At 67.6% G+C, this 16,726-nt stretch carries 16 protein-coding genes; 11 read left to right on the forward strand and 5 right to left on the reverse strand.

From position 1 onward, the window contains the following. Positions 1–89: 89 nt before the first annotated feature. Complete coding sequence (locus ACP26O_RS28245; RefSeq protein ID WP_175662801.1) at positions 90–1,763, reverse strand: phospholipase C; 1,674 nt, start codon at positions 1,761–1,763, stop codon at positions 90–92. Positions 1,764–2,163: 400 nt separating this feature from the next. Here ACP26O_RS28245 and ACP26O_RS28250 point away from each other — a divergent pair, with 400 nt between their 5' ends. Beyond that, a complete protein-coding gene (locus ACP26O_RS28250; protein WP_175662800.1) occupies positions 2,164–3,021 on the forward strand; it encodes an EamA family transporter in 858 nt (285 codons plus the stop codon). A 45-nt stretch (positions 3,022–3,066) separates the two neighbouring features. On the opposite strand, the gene ACP26O_RS28255 is transcribed toward ACP26O_RS28250, so the two are convergent. Continuing rightward, the gene (locus tag ACP26O_RS28255) at positions 3,067–3,540 is read right to left on the reverse strand and encodes an Lrp/AsnC family transcriptional regulator (RefSeq protein WP_006759289.1); all 474 of its coding nucleotides are present in this window, start codon (positions 3,538–3,540) and stop codon (positions 3,067–3,069) included. Between the two features lie 319 nt (positions 3,541–3,859). Here ACP26O_RS28255 and ACP26O_RS28260 point away from each other — a divergent pair, with 319 nt between their 5' ends. The 6 genes from ACP26O_RS28260 (at position 3,860) to ACP26O_RS28285 (ending at position 8,186) form a co-directional block, all read left to right on the forward strand. Beyond that, positions 3,860–5,245: an amino acid permease gene (locus ACP26O_RS28260; protein ID WP_105831010.1), complete on the forward strand. Its 1,386-nt coding sequence runs from the start codon at positions 3,860–3,862 to the stop codon at positions 5,243–5,245. 43 nt (positions 5,246–5,288) lie between these two features. Then, positions 5,289–6,491 (forward strand): amino acid aminotransferase, encoded by a 1,203-nt coding sequence (locus ACP26O_RS28265; protein WP_175662799.1) that lies wholly within the window; start codon positions 5,289–5,291, stop codon positions 6,489–6,491. A gap of 130 nt (positions 6,492–6,621) precedes the next feature. After that, on the forward strand, positions 6,622–7,020 hold the full coding sequence (locus tag ACP26O_RS28270; protein WP_011658771.1) for a DUF488 domain-containing protein: 399 nt from the start codon (positions 6,622–6,624) through the stop codon (positions 7,018–7,020). Positions 7,021–7,137: 117 nt separating this feature from the next. After that, positions 7,138–7,431: a DUF1488 domain-containing protein gene (locus ACP26O_RS28275; protein ID WP_011658772.1), complete on the forward strand. Its 294-nt coding sequence runs from the start codon at positions 7,138–7,140 to the stop codon at positions 7,429–7,431. Between the two features lie 16 nt (positions 7,432–7,447). Next, entirely contained in the window at positions 7,448–7,687 is a 240-nt protein-coding gene (locus tag ACP26O_RS28280) for a hypothetical protein (protein ID WP_006752669.1), read from the forward strand. Between the two features lie 142 nt (positions 7,688–7,829). Further along, positions 7,830–8,186: a metal ABC transporter ATPase gene (locus ACP26O_RS28285; protein WP_175662798.1), complete on the forward strand. Its 357-nt coding sequence runs from the start codon at positions 7,830–7,832 to the stop codon at positions 8,184–8,186. Between the two features lie 24 nt (positions 8,187–8,210). Here ACP26O_RS28285 and ACP26O_RS28290 read toward each other — a convergent pair whose 3' ends face one another. The 3 genes from ACP26O_RS28290 to lhpI form a co-directional block, all read right to left on the reverse strand. Beyond that, positions 8,211–8,990, reverse strand: a complete 780-nt coding sequence (locus ACP26O_RS28290; RefSeq protein WP_011658774.1) for a helix-turn-helix domain-containing protein — start codon at positions 8,988–8,990, stop codon at positions 8,211–8,213. 17 nt (positions 8,991–9,007) lie between these two features. Next, a complete protein-coding gene (locus ACP26O_RS28295) occupies positions 9,008–9,415 on the reverse strand; it encodes a response regulator (RefSeq protein ID WP_006752672.1) in 408 nt (135 codons plus the stop codon). A gap of 189 nt (positions 9,416–9,604) precedes the next feature. Continuing rightward, a complete protein-coding gene (gene lhpI, locus ACP26O_RS28300; protein WP_175662797.1) occupies positions 9,605–10,540 on the reverse strand; it encodes a bifunctional Delta(1)-pyrroline-2-carboxylate/Delta(1)-piperideine-2-carboxylate reductase in 936 nt (311 codons plus the stop codon). Positions 10,541–10,806: 266 nt separating this feature from the next. Between lhpI and ACP26O_RS28305 the strand changes: the two genes are divergently transcribed. The 4 genes from ACP26O_RS28305 (at position 10,807) to ACP26O_RS28320 (ending at position 16,653) form a co-directional block, all read left to right on the forward strand. Beyond that, positions 10,807–11,544, forward strand: a complete 738-nt coding sequence (locus tag ACP26O_RS28305) for a FadR/GntR family transcriptional regulator (protein WP_006755371.1) — start codon at positions 10,807–10,809, stop codon at positions 11,542–11,544. Between the two features lie 121 nt (positions 11,545–11,665). Next, positions 11,666–12,787: a branched-chain amino acid ABC transporter substrate-binding protein gene (locus ACP26O_RS28310; RefSeq protein ID WP_105831018.1), complete on the forward strand. Its 1,122-nt coding sequence runs from the start codon at positions 11,666–11,668 to the stop codon at positions 12,785–12,787. Between the two features lie 54 nt (positions 12,788–12,841). Then, positions 12,842–13,849 (forward strand): trans-3-hydroxy-L-proline dehydratase, encoded by a 1,008-nt coding sequence (gene lhpH / locus ACP26O_RS28315; RefSeq protein WP_175662796.1) that lies wholly within the window; start codon positions 12,842–12,844, stop codon positions 13,847–13,849. 197 nt (positions 13,850–14,046) lie between these two features. Beyond that, the gene (locus ACP26O_RS28320) at positions 14,047–16,653 is read left to right on the forward strand and encodes a penicillin-binding protein 1A (RefSeq protein ID WP_426356348.1); all 2,607 of its coding nucleotides are present in this window, start codon (positions 14,047–14,049) and stop codon (positions 16,651–16,653) included. The last annotated feature ends 73 nt before the right edge of the window (positions 16,654–16,726 follow it).

The following is a 16,726-nucleotide window of genomic DNA, read 5'->3' on the forward strand; positions in this document are numbered from 1 at the left end:
TCGAAAGTCGGGCGCGGCGTAAAGGCGGCGCGTTGAATGGAAACGGCCGGCGCACGATGCGCCGGCCTGCTGCTGCTTGCTGTTACCGGTCAGATCGACGGCGCCGCGCTCAGCACGGTGCCTTGCGTCGGATCGAGATACAGCGGCGCCGTATTCGGCTTCGACGAGAAGTCGAACAGCCCGCGCAGGTCGCCTGCCGTCGCATCGAACGAACCGCCGCCGATGCGCTGGCCGCCGAGCCAGTTGTCCTCGATGAAGCGCACGACGGACGCCTGGTCGATCATCGTGTGGTCGACATAGTTCTGCTTCGCGTACGGCGAGATCACGACCAGCGGAATGCGTACACCCGGACCGCAGCGGCCGTTCACGGTGCCGCCGTTCACGCCGGTGGTGCCGCCCGTGCCGCATGCGCCGTTGCCGTTCACCTGGTCGACCGCATCGGACGACGCGTGGGTCGGCGCCGTGTACGCGTGGTCGTACCAGCCGTCGGAGTCGTCATAGGTGACGATCACGGCCGTGTTCTTCCAGTCGGGCTGCTGCTGCAGGAAGTTGACGACCTTCGTCACGAACGCCTGCTCGTCGAGCGGATCCGAGTAGCCCGCGTGCGCATCCTGCGCGGCCGGCGCCTTGAGGAAGCTGACCGACGGGAAGTTGCCGGCCTTCACGGCCGCGAAGAAGTCGTCGCTGTCGTACTGGTGGTTCGCCGGCTCGGCCGTCTTGCCGTCGGCCTGGACGCTCGAACCGATCGCCGCGACGCTGCTCGGACGCGTGTGCTGCGGGTTCGCGGTCGACGCGTAGTACTGGAACCAGTTGTGGTGCGGGATGTAGTCGGTCGTCGCCGCGTTCACGGCGGTGGCGACGGTGCTGCGGTTACAGCCGGTCGTGCCGTTGCCGTTGGTCGTCGACAGGTTGAAGCCGCCCATGAAGCCGCCCCACGTGATCTTCGCGGCGTTCAGCAGGTCGCCGATGTTCTTGCCGGTCATCATCGCCTGGTCGGTCGTGCTCGAGCACACGTCGAAGCCGGGGTCGACGTCGTTGATCATCGTGAAGCCGCCCTGGCCGTCGTTGATGTAGTACGAGCTGGCCGCGAGCGTCGACGGCTGCTTCGACGTCTTGACGATCTGCATCCCGTTAGTCTGGCCCGACACGACGTTCAGCGCGCCCGGCGTCGACGGGCCGTAGACCGTCGTATACGCGTTGTCGCTCATCGCGAAGCGCTGTGCGTAGTTCCACAGCGCGGTGACGGTGTTGCCGTCGAAGTAGCCCATCACCTGGCCCTTCGTGCCGAACGCACCGGCGCCGCCGGACGAGCCCTTGCCGGTGTATTTCGGGAACAGGTCGGCGAGGCCGTTGTCCTCGGCCTGCTGCTCGGCCGTGTACGCGTGGTTCTGGTCGGCCGTCGCGGCCTGCGTGCGGTCGAGGCGGAACGGATTCGCGGCGTCGGTGCCGTTGGCCGTGTTCGTGAAGTTCGGGTTCGCGGTGAGCAGCGTGCCCGTCAGCCCGTTGATCGTCGGCGTGCCGGGCTTGGCGGTGAAGGCCGGTTCGCCGGACGGGTTCGACGCGTTCGGGTAGGTGCCGAAGTAGTGGTCGAACGACACGTTTTCGCCGTAGATCACGACGACGTGCTTGATCGGCGTGGCGGTCTGCAGTGCATCCTGCGACGACACCGCGGGCGTCGACGTCGGATCGTCGCTGCCGCCGCAGGCGAACAGCGCAAGCGCTGCGGCTGCACAGGCGGTGACGAGCAAGGCTTGACGGAACATCGGGAAACTCCAGGTGAGGTGGTCGATGGTGGAGAGCGGCCCCGTCGTCGTCTCGGTTTGGCGCGGGGCTCGTGATGGAGCACCGGCATTGAAACAGCCCGGTATGAAGATATGGGGGCGAATCGGTTTCGCGACGGTTGCGCCGCGGTATCGATTCCATTACGGCACGACGCGGCGCGAAAGACAGCGGAAAGGCACGGGCCGACGCAACCTGCGCGACACATTCGGCCGCGGGCGGCGGTCATCGCCGTAGATGCCGTGCCGGGCGGGCCGCGGCACGCGCCGGGTCGGTCGGTCAGCGAGGTCGTGCAGCGGCTTTTTTGACAATCCGGTGACACATTCATACGATGATCGGCCCCGGCAACGATTTCGCGTTGCCGGCCGTCAGCGAGTATTCAACGTGCCGATCCCCGTTCTGCTTGCCGTCCTCTGTGCCGCGTTCCTGCATGCGTCGTGGAATGCACTCGTACGCAGCAGCGGCGACCGGCTGCGCTCGGCCACGGTGCTGCAGATCGCGATCGGGCTCTTCGCGCTGCTGTTCCTGCCGGGCGCCGCGCCGATCACGCCCGCGAGCTGGGCCTGCGTCGTCGCGTCGGCGGTGATCCATGTCGTCTATACGTTGCTGCTGGTGCGCGCGTACGAGCACGGCGACCTGAGCGTCGCGTATCCGGTCGCGCGCGGCACCGCGCCGCTGCTCGTCACGCTGGGCGCGGCGGTGTTCGCCGGCGAGCGCCTGAACGTGGGCGCGCAATGCGGACTCGTGCTGATCTGCGCCGGCATTCTGGCGATCGGGCTCGAGCGCGGGCGGGGCGCGCCACACCGGATGGCGCCCGTGTTGCTTACCGCATTCGCGACCGGCGTATCGATCGCCGCGTACAGCGTGGTCGACGGGATCGGCGTGCGGGAAAGCGGCAGCACGGTCGGCTATACCGGGTGGATGTTCGTGCTGACCGGGCTGCTGATGGCCGCGTATTACCGGCTGCGCGCGGGGCCGCTGCGGCTCACGCAGGATATCGGCGAGACGGCGAAGGCCGCGGGCGGCGGCGTGTTCGCGGCGCTCGCGTACGGGATCGTGATCTGGGCGATGGATCGCGCGCCGATGGGGCCGGTGTCGGCGCTGCGCGAAACGAGCGTGGTGTTCGCGGCGCTGATCGCGCGCGTGTATCTCGGCGAGCGGCTGACGCCGCGTCGCGCGGGCGGGTGTCTGGTGATTGCTTGCGGGGCGCTGCTGATCAGCGCGTTCGAGGCGGTGCGGTGAGCACGACGGGCGAACCCGCGGCCCGCGGCACTGCGCGGCCGCCCATCAACTTTCCAACGGCATCGCACTAGTGCACTTGATTTCATCGAGACACACGCTCGAATGCACGCCGCTCACGCCGGGAATGCGCATCAGCGTTTCGAGCAGGAACGTGGACAGCCCCTTCAGATCATGCGCGACGACCTTCAGCACGTAGTCGATATCGCCCGTCACCGAGAAACATTCCTGGATCTGCGCGAGATCCGACACGAGTTTCTGGAACTTCGACAGGTCACGGATATGCCCGCGCTCCATCGTCACGTGCACGAACGCGGTGACGCCGAACCCGAGCGTATCGGGGCACAGACGGGTTTCGTAGCGGCGGATCGCGCCGATCTCCTCGAGCCTGCGGTGGCGCCGCAGCGTCTGCGCGGGCGACAGGCCGACGGCCTTCGCCAGATCGAGGTTCGACGCGCGGCCGTTCTCCTGCAATACCGACAGCAAGTGGCGATCGATGCGATCGAGAACCGGTTCAGGCATTTTTGTTTCCTCGTCTGTCTCCGGGGTGCAATTTTATCTCATAATGTAGGGTTTGCATGAGCGGGTTACGCAACCCGATTTCGCCGTCGCGACGCTAAACTGACGCCGGATTTTCGTGCGCGGCCGCGGCGACGCGGGCGAGGACGACGGTCGGCGGCCGGGCTGGCGGGCCTGCCGACAGGAATCGGGCGTCACCGCGCGAAGATCGCAGTCCCCAACCCGGCGGCTCCACGAACGGCCGCCGGCACAGCAAAACAACGCCCGGCACACCGAGGCGTGCCGCACCGCTTCCGGCGGAGGCGGGCAACATGGAGAAGACATGGTTTCTGGAAACGAGAAGGACGGCCTGAAGCGGGGGCTGAAGAACCGGCACATCCAGCTGATCGCGCTCGGCGGCGCGCTCGGCACGGGGCTGTTCCTCGGCATCGCGCAGACGATCAAGATGGCCGGCCCGTCCGTGCTGCTCGGCTACGCGGTGGCCGGCGTCGTCGCGTTCTTCATCATGCGCCAGCTCGGCGAGATGGTCGTCGACGAGCCGGTGGCCGGCTCGTTCAGCTACTTCGCCGACAAGTACGTCGGCCACTTCACCGGCTTCCTGTCCGGCTGGAACTACTGGGTGCTGTACATCCTCGTGAGCATGGCCGAGCTGTCGGCCGTCGGGATCTACGTGCAGTACTGGTGGCCCGGCGTGCCGACCTGGGTGTCCGCGCTGGTGTTCTTCGTCGCGATCAACCTGCTGAACCTGGCGAGCGTGAAGTCGTACGGCGAGACGGAATTCTGGTTCTCGATCATCAAGGTTGCCGCGATCGTCGGGATGATCGGCTTCGGCGGCTGGCTGCTCGCGAGCGGCCACGCGGGCCCGGAGGCGAGCATCGCGAACCTGTGGCAGCACGGCGGCTTCTTCCCGAACGGCGTGTCGGGGCTCGTGATGTCGATGGCGGCGATCATGTTCTCGTTCGGCGGGCTGGAGCTGATCGGCATCACCGCGGCCGAGGCCGACGATCCGAAGCACAGCATTCCGCGCGCGACCAACCAGGTGATCTACCGGATCCTGATTTTCTACATCGGCGCGCTGGCGGTGCTGCTGTCGCTGTATCCGTGGGAAAAGGTCGTCACCGGCGGCAGCCCGTTCGTGCTGATCTTCCATGCGCTGAGCAGCAACCTGGTCGCGAACGTGCTGAACGTGGTCGTGCTGACGGCCGCGCTGTCGGTCTACAACAGCGGCGTGTACAGCAACAGCCGGATGCTGTTCGGCCTCGCGAAGCAGGGCAATGCGCCGAAGGTGCTGTGCTCGGTGAACAAGCGCGGCATTCCGCTCGCCGCGCTCGGCGCGTCGGCGCTCGCGACCGGCGCGTGCGTGCTGGTCAACTACTTCATGCCGGGCAAGGCGTTCGAGGTGCTGATGGGCCTCGTCGTGTCGGCGCTGATCATCAACTGGGCGATGATCACGCTGATCCACCTGAAGTTCCGCCAGGCCAAGCGCATCGCCGGAGAGCAGACTTCGTTCCGCAGTCTGGGCTATCCTTTCACGAATTACCTGTGCCTGGTGTTCATGGCCGGCATTCTCGTCGTGATGTACCTGACGCCGGATCTCCGTCTGTCGGTGTACCTGATCCCCGTATGGCTCGCGGTGCTCGCGATCGGGTATCGCTTCCGGCAGAAGAATGCGGGCTATGCGATGCGCGACGGCGCGTCCGCGCGCTGACACGGGCACCACGACCATCCTTCCAGACGAGACCGACATAGCCATGTTCGAACACATCGACGCGTACCCGGGCGATCCGATCCTGACGCTCAACGAGAACTTCCAGAAAGATCCGCGCGATCAGAAGGTCAACCTGAGCATCGGCATTTATTTCGATGCAGAAGGCCGGATTCCCGTGATGGGCGCCGTGCGCGAAGCCGAAACCGCGCTGCAGCGCGACCTCGGCCCGAAACCCTACCTGCCGATGGTCGGCCTCGCCGCGTATCGCGACGCCATGCAGGCGCTCGTGTTCGGCGCCGATCACCCGGCGCGCGCGGCCGGCCGCATCGCGACCGTGCAGACGCTCGGCGGCTCGGGCGCGCTGAAGGTGGGCGCCGATTTCCTGAAGCGCTACTTCCCGGACGCGCAGGTGTGGCTCAGCGATCCGAGCTGGGAAAACCACCGCTTCATCTTCGAGCGCGCCGGCTTCACGGTGAACACGTATCCGTACTACGACGAAGCGACTGGCGGCCTGAAGTTCGACGCGATGCTCGCGGCGATCGACGCGCTGCCGGCGCGCAGCATCGTGCTGCTGCACGCGTGCTGTCACAACCCGACCGGCGTCGATCTCGACGAAGGCCAGTGGGAGAAGCTGATCGACGTGATCGAGGCGCGCGGGCTGCTGCCGTTCGTCGACATGGCGTATCAGGGCTTCGGCGCGGGCCTCGACGCGGATGCGTTCGCGGTGCGCGAACTGGCCCGCCGCGGCGTGCCGGCGCTCGTCGCGAACTCATTCTCGAAGAATTTCTCGCTGTACGGCGAGCGGGTCGGCGGCCTGAGCGTCGTCTGCGAGGATGCGGCCGCGGCCGAGCGCGTGCTGGGCCAACTGGCCGGCGCGGTGCGCTCGAACTACAGCAACCCGCAAACCTACGGCGCAAAGGTCGTGGCGACGGTGCTCAACACGCCGGCGCTGCGCACGCAGTGGGAAGAAGAGCTCGCCGCGATGTGCCGCCGCATCGCGCGCATGCGCCAGTCGATCCACGACGGCCTGCGCGACCACGTCAGCGGTGAAGCGCTCACGCGCTACGTGAAGCAGCGCGGGATGTTCACGTACACGGGCCTGACCGAAGCCCAGGTCGACGCGCTGCGCGAAGTGCACGGCGTGTACATCCTGCGTTCGGGCCGCATGTGCGTCGCGGGCCTGAACGATTCGAACGTCGGCATCGTCGCGGAATCCATCGGCAAGGTGCTGAAGAGCGGCGTCTGACCGCACGCCTCCGGGCGCCCGAGCGTTGCGCCGAAACCGGCTGTCTCCTTCGTGGAGGCAGCCGGTTTTTTGTTGCACGGCGGCGGCGCGGCGCTACGATGGAAACTCGAACGCAGGACGAAGGAACGGCATGGCAATTCGAATCGTACGGCTCGGCACGCCGCGCGCGGCCGGCGAGGGCCTGAGGATCGGCACGGTGCGGCGACCGCCGCGCGGCGTACCGAAGGCGGAATTCGCGTCGCGCAACTACTATGATGTATGGTTGCCGACGCTGTCGCCGAGTCCCGAGCTCGTCGCGCAGGCGCTGGCGGCCGAAACCGACGCCGAATGGCGCGCGTTCACGCGCCGCTTTCGCGCGGAGATGGCGCATGGCGACGCGCCGAAGGTGCTGGATCTGCTCGCCGCGCTATCGGCGACGAGCGCGTTCTCGATCGGCTGCTACTGCGAGGACGAACGCCGCTGCCATCGCGGCGTGCTGCGCGAACTGCTGGCCGAGCGCGGTGCGGCAATCGACGCGGACGCGGGCTGAACGCCGCTCCACGCCAAGCGAAGGGCGCCGCATCGTGCGGCGCAGCGAAGCCGTTGACGTGGGTCAAGCGTGCGGCCGTGCAGGCGGCTATGCTCATGTCATGGGATCGTCACGACGATGACAGGCGGACAGATGCAGATTGCCTTTCCACCGGAACCGCCCGAATATTGCGGACGCGATCTGGTCGTCGCATTTTCGGCGCTGGTCGATGGTCGCTGCGTGCAGTGCGCGATCACGGCCGAAGCGCTGGAAGACCATTTCGGCGCGCCGTCGCTGCTCGAGCGGGATCTGCTCGCTGCGTTCGAAGCGCATCGGTCGGCGATCGATGCGATGGCACGACGAATGCTCGAAGAAATCGGGGGACGGCCGGTGTTGCTGCATAGCGGTCATTTCCGGCTCGAGGACGACTGATCCCGCAGGAGGGCGCATGACACTGCAAGGTACGATTCATGAACGCGACTGGTCGGTCGAAATCGAGACGCGACCGTGCGAATCCGGCGAGTTCCGTTGTCGTGTGTCCGTCGAGCATGGCACGGGGGCGGCGCGTTTTCATCACACGTTCGAACACAGTCACGCGTATCCGACCGAGCACGAGGCGGCGATCGAAGGGCTGCGGGCCGGGATGACGTGGATCGAAATGAAGGCGTCGCAGACATTCAGCGTATGAATTCTCTCGCGCCGATGGTTGCGCGCAGGTGGGGCTGCCACGGGCAGTGAGCGCCGCGTCGGTCATCGCGCCGCGTACGGGACAGGGATACACAGTGACAGGTACGCGGTCGACGGGCACCGATCTCGTCAGGAGGCGCCCCATGGGCGTGGGCATGCAGATCGTCTGCGTCGGATTCACGGGGTACGCCGCACTCGAAGCCGAGGCGGGGGCGCAACTGGTGCGGCTCGAACGATTCCGCGCACGGCTCGCCGATTGCCGGCTGACGATCGAGTCGCGCACGAGCGATGACGGCGACCGGACCTACGACGTGCGGCTCGAACTGCTGATGCACGATCGCGCGCCGGCATCGCTGCCGTCCAGCACCGGCCACGATGTGAACGACACGATGCGCCGCGCGTTCGCGCACGCCGAACAGGCGCTGTCCGCGTGGCACGCGGACGAATCCGAAGCCGCCGTCGCGTTACGTCAGGTCAAGACGGGCGCCGCCGCGCAATGATGCCGGCCGCCCGCGCTCTATCCGTCAGACCTGTGCGAGCGCCTGCGCGTCGATGATCCGCACGCGCTTGCCGCGCGTTTCGACGAGCGACTCCCGATGGAACCGCGAGAACATCCGGCTCACCGTCTCGAGCTTCATGCCGAGATAGCAGCCGATTTCCTCGCGCGTCATCCGCAGGTTGAATTCCGATGCGGAATAACCGCGCGCCTCGAAGCGCGACGACAGGTTCAGCAGGAAATGCGCGACGCGCTGCTCGGCCGACATCGTGCCGAGCAGCAGCATCTGGCTCGATTCGCGGACGATCTCGCTGCTCAGCATCTGATAGAGAAAATGCTGCATCGATTTCATTTCGCGGCACGCCGCTTCGAGCGCGACGAACGGGATGATGCACACGACGCTGTCCTCGAGCGCGATCGCGTCGCAGCAGTGCCGGCCGGTGCCGATGCCGTCCATGCCGAGCGTTTCGCCGGCGATCTGGAAGCCGTTCACATGCTCGCGGCCGTCGCGATGCATCATCACCGTCTTGAACGAGCCCGCGCGCACCGCATAGATGCTCTGGAACGGGTCGTCGGTGCGGAACAGCGAGTCGCCCTGGCGAACGTGCCGGGTCGAGCAGATGATCGCGTCGAGGCGGCCGTATTCGTCCGCGGTCAGGTCGGGCGGCAGGCACATCGAGCGCATCGCGCACACTGAGCAGCGCGCGGCCGGATGTTTGGCGGTGTCGGTGCGTGCGACCGCGTGAAGCGGCATCGGTGGCCGAGCCGCGGCGGGCGGGGCGGTGGCGAAGGCGGTGGCGGTAGACATGAATCACTCCGGCTCGATCAGGGTTGGTGCGCGCGAGCGTGCACCAGGGATTCGATGACGCGGCATGCGGCGTCGAATTCGGCGGTCTTGTCGAAGAAATAATCGGCTCCGGCCGCCGCGCATGCCTCTCTGAATGCAAGCGCCGAGTGGTTCGTCAGCACGATCGTGACGACGGGCGGCGCGGCCTTCGACAGCATCCCGATCAACTCGAGACCGCCGCCGTCCGCGAGCCTCAGGTCGACGATCACGACGTCCGCGCGGCTGCTGCGGATGTGCGTCCACGCGTCCTGGCCGTCTTCCGCTTCGCCGACGACCACGACGCCGCCGATCGCGCCGACGAGCAGCGCGATGCGTTGCCGCACGGCGACGGCGTGATCGACGAGGAACACCCTGAGCGCGACGGCGGGTGACAGGCTGGCATTCATGCCCGCAGTATCGTGTTGCGCCGCCGAAAATGAAATCGGCCGAATTGGAAGTTTGTGTAGGCCGCTTCGACGCGTTGTAGGGCGATTCCTACAAGCGTCAGCGAAAGCGGCGGCGACGCGCGGGGCGGGCCGCCGGGGGGGCGTGGGCGATTGTCGGCCGCTGCCGTCGTTGCCGCCGCGGCGGTCGAATCAGCCGCCCCGACGCGCGTCCAGCGCATCGCGTGCCGTGCGGCACGCGGCCAGATCCCATGCGGCACAGCCGACGGTCTTGAACAGCAGCGGTCCGCTCCGCTCGAATGCGCCGCGCAGGACGTCGGCGAGCGACGCGACCCGTTGCCAGTCGACCTGCGCGGCGATCAGGTCGCCGGCCTCGTGGCGCGCGCCGGCCGGGTCGTCGACGACGAGGCGGCTGTGGCGCACGGTGTCGGCGTCGATCTCGGCGGCGTCCGCGGTGAACGCGCCGACGCCGACCACGAGGCGGCTTTCGCGCGCCGCTTCGCGATAGACGGGCGTGCGGCTCGTCGTCAGCGTGACCACGACATCGATCGCATCGGGAATCGCGTCGCCGTCGAGCGGCGCGAGCTGCGGCGCCTGCGCGCGGTGCGCGGCGCAGAACGCGGCCGCGCTGTCGGCGCGCGAGCCGCGCACATGCAGGCGCGCGTCCGGAAAGATCGCCGCCAGCGCTTCCGCGTGATTGGCCGCCTGCTTGCCGGTGCCGATCAGCAGGATGTCGCGCGGCGCGGCGCCGTGCAGCGCCTGGATGCCGAGCGCGGTGATGGCCGCCGTGCGGCGCCCGGTGACGGTCGGGCCGTCGAGCACGAAGCGCATCTCGCCCGTCGTCGCGTCGTACGCGCTCACCTGGCCGAGGATCGTCGGCAGCCCGCGCGCGGCGTTGCCGGGGCACACGTTCACGAGCTTGTGGCTCGCGAGGTCGCGCGCGCTCGACGGCATCGACAGCATCACGCCGCCACCCTGCAGCGGCACGACGAGCCGTTCGGGGCTGACGATCTCGCCGGCCGCGTATTCGGCGACGGTGTGCGTGAGCGTGGCGAGCAGCGCCGGGTAGTCGAGCAGCGCGGCCGTTTCGGCGGCATCGAAAGCGGGAATCCGGGAGAGGGCGGTCATCGTGTCGGTCGGTCGGTTGGATCGGTGAGCGTGGACGACGGGCGCATCGCGCGCTCGCCACGAAAGCTGCCGGAAATCGCGACGGCAGACGGTCTGGATCAAATCTATACCAGTTGATGGCCGCCCGGCAATCCGTAAAATCAGGCAGATGACTGATTTTGGTTCTAATATCCGTCCAGATGGGCCTTCGCACGTGCCGGCTCGCTGCGCTGCGGTATCGTGCGCACCATTCCCGAACCACGCCTCCGACCTGGCAGGAGCCCCAGATGATGTCCGCGCGTCCCGAATCCCTTGAAGCCGGTTTCCGGCCGCTGCAGATCTACGAGCAGGTCGCGGAGAAGATCCGCGACGAGATCCGCGCGGGGCGCTATCCGGCCGATTCGAGGCTGCCGTCCGAGCGCGAGCTCGCGGCGCTGTTCCAGGTCGGCCGGCCGGCGGTGCGCGAGGCGCTCGGCGCATTGCAGAACGAAGGGCTGGTATTCACGAAGCGCAATTCGGGCACCTATGTCGTGCCGGCGCCGCTCGACGTGCTCGCGCAGCGCGGCGACACGCGAAGCGCGCCCGACGCGGACTTCAGCCCGACGTCGACGCTCGACGTGCGGCTCATCCTCGAGCCCGCGATCGCGCGCCTCGCGGCCGCGCACGGCCGAGCCGATCCGATCGCCGAAGGCTATCTCGCGCAGATGGAAACCATCACCGATGTCGACGATCCGCGGCAGCGCGCGCTGTGGAACGAGAGCGATCGGCTGTTCCACCGGCAGCTCGCGCTGATGACCGGCGACGCGCTGATCGTGAAGATCGCCGACGAAGTCGCGAAGACGATGGACCAGCCGCTGTGGAAACGGCTGAAGGACGACGGCATCTACGACGCGGGCCGGATCCGGCTCTACGTGTCCGAGCACCGGCTGATCTACGAGGCGATCGTGTCCGGCGACGCCGATGCAGCCGCGTTCTACGTGGAGCAGCACATTCTCCGCGTGCGGCGCGACATCACGCCGAAGTAACGCACGCTGCGGCATTCTGGTCTGAAATATGACCAGAATCGTAAATAGTATTTTGAAATTGCTTGCATCGTGACCATGCGTGTCCTACATTGGTTTCACACAAAACCAATCAGGAGACACCATGCGATACCTCATTACCGCGCTCTCGGTGGCCGTTGCCGCCGGCGCGCTGACTTCCGCGCACGCGCAGGAAGTCGTCACGATCGGCCACTCGGCGCCGCTGACCGGCCCGCAGGCCGCGAATGGCAAGGACAATGAAAACGGCGCGCGCCTCGCCGTCGACGAGCTCAACAAGGCGGGGGTGAAAGTGGCCGGCAAGACGGTCACGTTCAAGCTGGTGTCCGACGACGACCAGGCCGACCCGAAGGCGGGCGTGCAGGTCGCGCAGAGCCTGGTCGACAAGGGCGTCGTCGCGGTGCTCGGCCCGTACAACTCGGGCGTCGCGATTCCCGCGTCGCGCGTGTACTCCAATGCCGGCGTGCCGATGCTGCCGGTCGCGTCGAACCCGGCGCTCACGCGCCAGGGCTTCAAGAACATCTTCCGGATCGGCGCGAGCGACGAGCAGCTCGGCGGCACGATGGCGACCTTCGCCGCGAAGACGCTGAACGCGAAGACCGCCGTGGTCATCGACGATCGCACCGCGTATGGGCAGGGCGTCGCCGAGCAGTTCGCGAACGTCGCGAAGGCCAACGGGATCAAGATCGTCGACCAGGAGTACACGAGCTCGTCGGCGACCGATTTTCTCGGCATTCTCACCAAGATCAAGGCCAGCAATCCCGACGTGATCTTCTTCGGCGGCTACGCGGCGCAGGGCGCGCCGATGGCGAAGCAGATGAAGCAGCGCGGCCTGCGCGCGAAGCTGCTCGGCGGCGACGGCATCTGCTCGGCCGACATGGGCAAGGTCGCGGGCGAGGCCGCGTCGATCGTCTATTGCGCGCAGGGCGGCGTCGCGCTCGAGAAAACCTCGGCCGGCCGCGCGTTCCTGAAGAAGTACCACGACACCTATCACACGGAAACGCAGGTCTACGGCGTCAACTACTACGACGGCATGAAGCTGCTCGCCGACGCGATGGTCAAGGCCGGCACGACCACCGACAAGGCGAAGCTGATCGCGCAGCTGGCGAAATCGAACTACGCGGGTGTCGCGGGCACCTATTCGTTCGACGAACACGGCGACCTGAAGGGCGCGCCGACCACCGTCTACGTGATCCGCAACGGGCTACCCGAACCGTACGCGAAGTAACAGCCACCGGACGGCGCCGCGGCGCCGTCCTTCGTCTTCCCGCTTTCGATCCTCATGAAAATTTCCCGATCCCTTTCCACCGTCGAAGTCCATACCGGCGGCGAAGCTTTTCGTATCGTCACGAGCGGGCTGCCGCGCCTGCCGGGCGACACGATCGTCCAGCGCCGCGCGTGGCTCAAGGAGAACGCCGACGAGATCCGCCGTGCGCTGATGTTCGAGCCGCGCGGCCACGCCGACATGTACGGCGGCTACCTGACCGAGCCGGTGTCGCCGAACGCGGATTTCGGCGTGATCTTCCTGCACAACGAGGGCTACAGCGACCATTGCGGGCACGGCGTGATCGCGCTGTCGACCGCCGCGGTCGAGCTCGGCTGGGTGCAGCGCACGGTGCCGGAGACGCGCGTCGGCATCGATGCGCCGTGCGGCTTCATCGAGGCGTTCGTGCAATGGGACGGCGAGCACGCGGGGCCCGTGCGCTTCGTCAACGTGCCGTCGTTCATCTGGCGGCGCGACGTGTCGGTCGACACGCCGTCGTTCGGCACCGTGACCGGCGACATCGCGTACGGCGGCGCGTTCTACTTCTACGTCGACGGTGCGCCGTTCGACCTGCCGGTGCGCGAAGCGGCGGTGGAGAAGCTGATCCGCTTCGGCGCCGAAGTGAAGGCTGCCGCGAACGCGAAGTATCCGGTCGTGCATCCGGAGATTCCGGAAATCAACCATATCTACGGCACGATCATCGCGAATGCGCCGCGCCATCCTGGCTCGACGCAGGCGAACTGCTGCGTGTTCGCGGATCGCGAGGTCGACCGCTCGCCGACCGGCTCCGGCACCGGCGGACGTGTCGCGCAGCTGTACCAGCGCGGCCTGCTCGCGGCCGGCGATACGCTCGTCAACGAGTCGATCGTCGGCACGGTGTTCAAGGGGCGCGTGCTGCGCGAGACGATGGTTGGCGACATCCCGGCCGTGATTCCGGAAGTGGAGGGCAGCGCGCACATCTGCGGGTTCGCGAACTGGATCGTCGACGAACGCGATCCGCTGACCTACGGTTTCCTCGTGCGCTGAACGCCGGCGCACGGCATCCCGTTGTACCAGGCTTGGCGCGCGGTCCCGCTGCGGGGCGCGCGCCTTTTTTGTCGTGAAACCGCGCGATCGGATGCCATTTGCACGGGCCCGGGTCGGCCGCCGGCCGGTGTGCCGCGCGAGTTTTGGTACGATGCTGCCTTTCCAGCCGATCCCCCACCCGCGTGAATCGCCGAAACGTGTCGTCAGTGCGTGATCTCTGTGCCAAATGGGTCGCGCGCGCCCAACCCGTCGCGGCCGCTGCCGCCGTGCCCGTCAAGCGTGTGCTGGCCACCGCCTGGCGCCGTCTCCGTCATCCGACGCGCCGCGGCGTGCTGCTCGCGGCCGCCGCCGTGCCGGTGCTGTTCCTGCTGTACGTGCTGGCGCTGATTCCGTTCACGCCCGGCATCGGCGACATCCGCAAGGCACGCGTCGACCAGCCCGCGCAGGTGCTGTCCGCCGACGGCAAGCTGCTGGCGGAATTCAAGCCGTCGAACCGCGAATGGGTGCCGCTCAAGCAGATTTCGCCGCACATGGTCGATGCGCTGATCGCGACCGAGGATCACCGCTTCTACGAGCACCACGGCCTCGACTGGAAGCGCACGGCGTCGGCCGCGCTCCATACGTTCTCCGGCAACCGCCAGGGCGGCTCGACGATCACGCAGCAGCTCGCGCGCAACCTGTATCCGGACGAGATCGGCCGCGCGCCGACGCTCACGCGCAAGGTAAAGGAGGCGATCACCGCGCTGAAGATCGAGGCCATCTACAGCAAGCCGCAGATCCTCGAGACCTACCTGAACACGGTGCCGTTCCTGTACAACGCGTACGGCGTCGAGATGGCCGCGCGCACCTATTTCGACAAGTCGGCCGACCAGCTCGACGTGCTCGACAGCGCGACGCTCGTCGGGATGCTGAAGGGCAACAGCTACTACAACCCGGTGCTGAACCCCGAGCGCGCGCTGCAGCGGCGCAATACGGTGCTCGGCCAGATGGTGAAGTACGGCAAGCTGTCGCCGGCGCAGTTCGCGCAGCTGCAGCGCCGGCCGCTGCGCGTCGATTTCGAGCGCCAGAAGGAGCCGCCGGGGCCCGCGCCGCATTTCGCGCAGCAGTTGCGCAAATGGCTGATCGGCTGGGCCGACCGCAACGACTACAACATCTACTCGGACGGGCTGATCGTGCGCACCACGATCGATGCGCGGCTCCAGCAGATGGCGACCCAGGCGCTGACGCAGCAGGCGAACCAGCTGCAGGGGATCGCGAACAACGCGTGGAGCGGCCGCGACGGCTGCGGCACCGATAACGAGGTGTTCCGCACTTTCATGCGCGAGTCGCCCGAGTACAAGGCTGCGCAGGAGGCCGGCAAGGACGATGCAGCCGCGATGAAGCAGCTCGCCGCCGACCGAGGCTTCATGCGCGCGCTGTGCAAGGCGAAGACCGACGTGCAGGCCGGCTTCGTCGCGATCGATCCGCGCGACGGGCAGATCCGCGCGTGGGTCGGCAGCCGCGACTTCACGAACGAGCCGTTCGATCACGTGTCGCAGGCACGGCGCCAGCCGGGTTCGACCTTCAAGCCGTTCGTCTATGGCGCCGCGTTCGCGAACGGGATGAAGCCGGAGGACACGTTCGTCGACCAGGCAATCGAGATTCCGCTGAAGGGCGGCGAGATCTGGCGCCCGAACGACGATGCACCGCCCACCGGCAAGCCGATGACGCTGCGCGACGCGGTCGCGCTGTCGCGCAACCGGATCACCGCGCAGGTGATGGAGAAGGTCGGTCCGGCGGCCGTCGCGCGGCTCGCGCGCGACATGGGCGTGCGCGAGAGCCCGCTCGAGCGTGTGCCGTCGCTTGCGCTCGGCACGAGCCCCGTGACGCTGAAGGAGATGGTCGCGTCGTACGCGACGATCGCGAACGGCGGGCTGTACGTCGAGCCGCAAATGGTCACGCGCATCGAGACCCGCCAGGGCGACGTGCTGGCCGAATACGCGCCGGCGCCGCCCGAGCGTGCGCTCGACGCCGAAACCGACAAGACGCTGCTCGACGTGATGCGCGACGTCGTGACGCGCGGCACCGGCGGCAGCATCCGTACGCGCTTCGGGATTCGCGGCGACGTGGCCGGCAAGACCGGCACCACGCAGGACAACGCGGACGGCTGGTTCATCCTGATGCAGCCGGGGCTGGTCGCCGGCGCGTGGGTCGGCTTCGACGACGGCCGCGTGACGCTGCGCAGCGACTACTGGGGGCAAGGCGCGCACAGCGCGCTGCCGATCGTCGGCGACTTCTTCCAGCGCGCGCAGCGCGCCCGCATCGTCGACACGAAGCTGAAATTCGATACCGAGCCGTCGCCCGGCTGGTTCGCGTCGGCGCGCGAACGGGTGACGGACCTGTTCGACGGGTGGTTCGGGCCGGAGTCGAAGCAGGCGCCGGCGACCGTGAGGACCCAGCGTATCGAGCGTCAGCCCGACGAGGACGCAGACGAGGCGTCGGCCGCGTCCGCCGCGTCAGCACCCGTGCCGGCATCCGGCGGCGTCGTCGAGGAATGGATCCCGGCGTCCGAGGTGGCGGCGTCGGCCGCCGCGTTGTCGGCGGGCGCGTCGCAATCTCAGCCCGTGCAGCCGCCGCCGGCGGTGGGAGGCAGCGCGGCGAGTTCCGGCAATACCGGTGGTGGGGGCCTCGGCTCCGCACCAGCCACGGCGCCTTCCACCGTGCCGGCACCTTCACCTTCACCTTCACCTTCACCGGCTCCGGCACCTTCACCGGTTCCGGCACCGGCGCCCGCTTCACCCGACGCAACCAGCGGTTCGGAGTAACGAGCCGTTCAGATTTCGCGCGATGCTGCCGTAATAACGTTGTCACGACAGCTCGCGCGGCCGCTCCGCGCCA

Source organism: Burkholderia sp. R-40 (assembly GCF_049942845.1).
In the GTDB taxonomy this organism is placed as follows: Bacteria; Pseudomonadota; Gammaproteobacteria; order Burkholderiales; family Burkholderiaceae; genus Burkholderia; species Burkholderia ambifaria.

Coding starts and splice junctions, on each gene's coding strand:
- ACP26O_RS28245 (WP_175662801.1), bottom strand. CDS start 1,763: ATGTTCCGTCAAGCCTTGCTCGTCACCGCCTGTGCAGCCGCAGCGCTT.
- ACP26O_RS28255 (WP_006759289.1), bottom strand. CDS start 3,540: ATGCCTGAACCGGTTCTCGATCGCATCGATCGCCACTTGCTGTCGGTA.
- ACP26O_RS28260 (WP_105831010.1), top strand. CDS start 3,860: ATGGTTTCTGGAAACGAGAAGGACGGCCTGAAGCGGGGGCTGAAGAAC.
- ACP26O_RS28265 (WP_175662799.1), top strand. CDS start 5,289: ATGTTCGAACACATCGACGCGTACCCGGGCGATCCGATCCTGACGCTC.
- ACP26O_RS28270 (WP_011658771.1), top strand. CDS start 6,622: ATGGCAATTCGAATCGTACGGCTCGGCACGCCGCGCGCGGCCGGCGAG.
- ACP26O_RS28275 (WP_011658772.1), top strand. CDS start 7,138: ATGACAGGCGGACAGATGCAGATTGCCTTTCCACCGGAACCGCCCGAA.
- ACP26O_RS28280 (WP_006752669.1), top strand. CDS start 7,448: ATGACACTGCAAGGTACGATTCATGAACGCGACTGGTCGGTCGAAATC.
- ACP26O_RS28285 (WP_175662798.1), top strand. CDS start 7,830: ATGGGCGTGGGCATGCAGATCGTCTGCGTCGGATTCACGGGGTACGCC.
- ACP26O_RS28290 (WP_011658774.1), bottom strand. CDS start 8,990: ATGTCTACCGCCACCGCCTTCGCCACCGCCCCGCCCGCCGCGGCTCGG.
- ACP26O_RS28295 (WP_006752672.1), bottom strand. CDS start 9,415: ATGAATGCCAGCCTGTCACCCGCCGTCGCGCTCAGGGTGTTCCTCGTC.
- lhpI (WP_175662797.1), bottom strand. CDS start 10,540: ATGACCGCCCTCTCCCGGATTCCCGCTTTCGATGCCGCCGAAACGGCC.
- ACP26O_RS28305 (WP_006755371.1), top strand. CDS start 10,807: ATGATGTCCGCGCGTCCCGAATCCCTTGAAGCCGGTTTCCGGCCGCTG.
- ACP26O_RS28310 (WP_105831018.1), top strand. CDS start 11,666: ATGCGATACCTCATTACCGCGCTCTCGGTGGCCGTTGCCGCCGGCGCG.
- lhpH (WP_175662796.1), top strand. CDS start 12,842: ATGAAAATTTCCCGATCCCTTTCCACCGTCGAAGTCCATACCGGCGGC.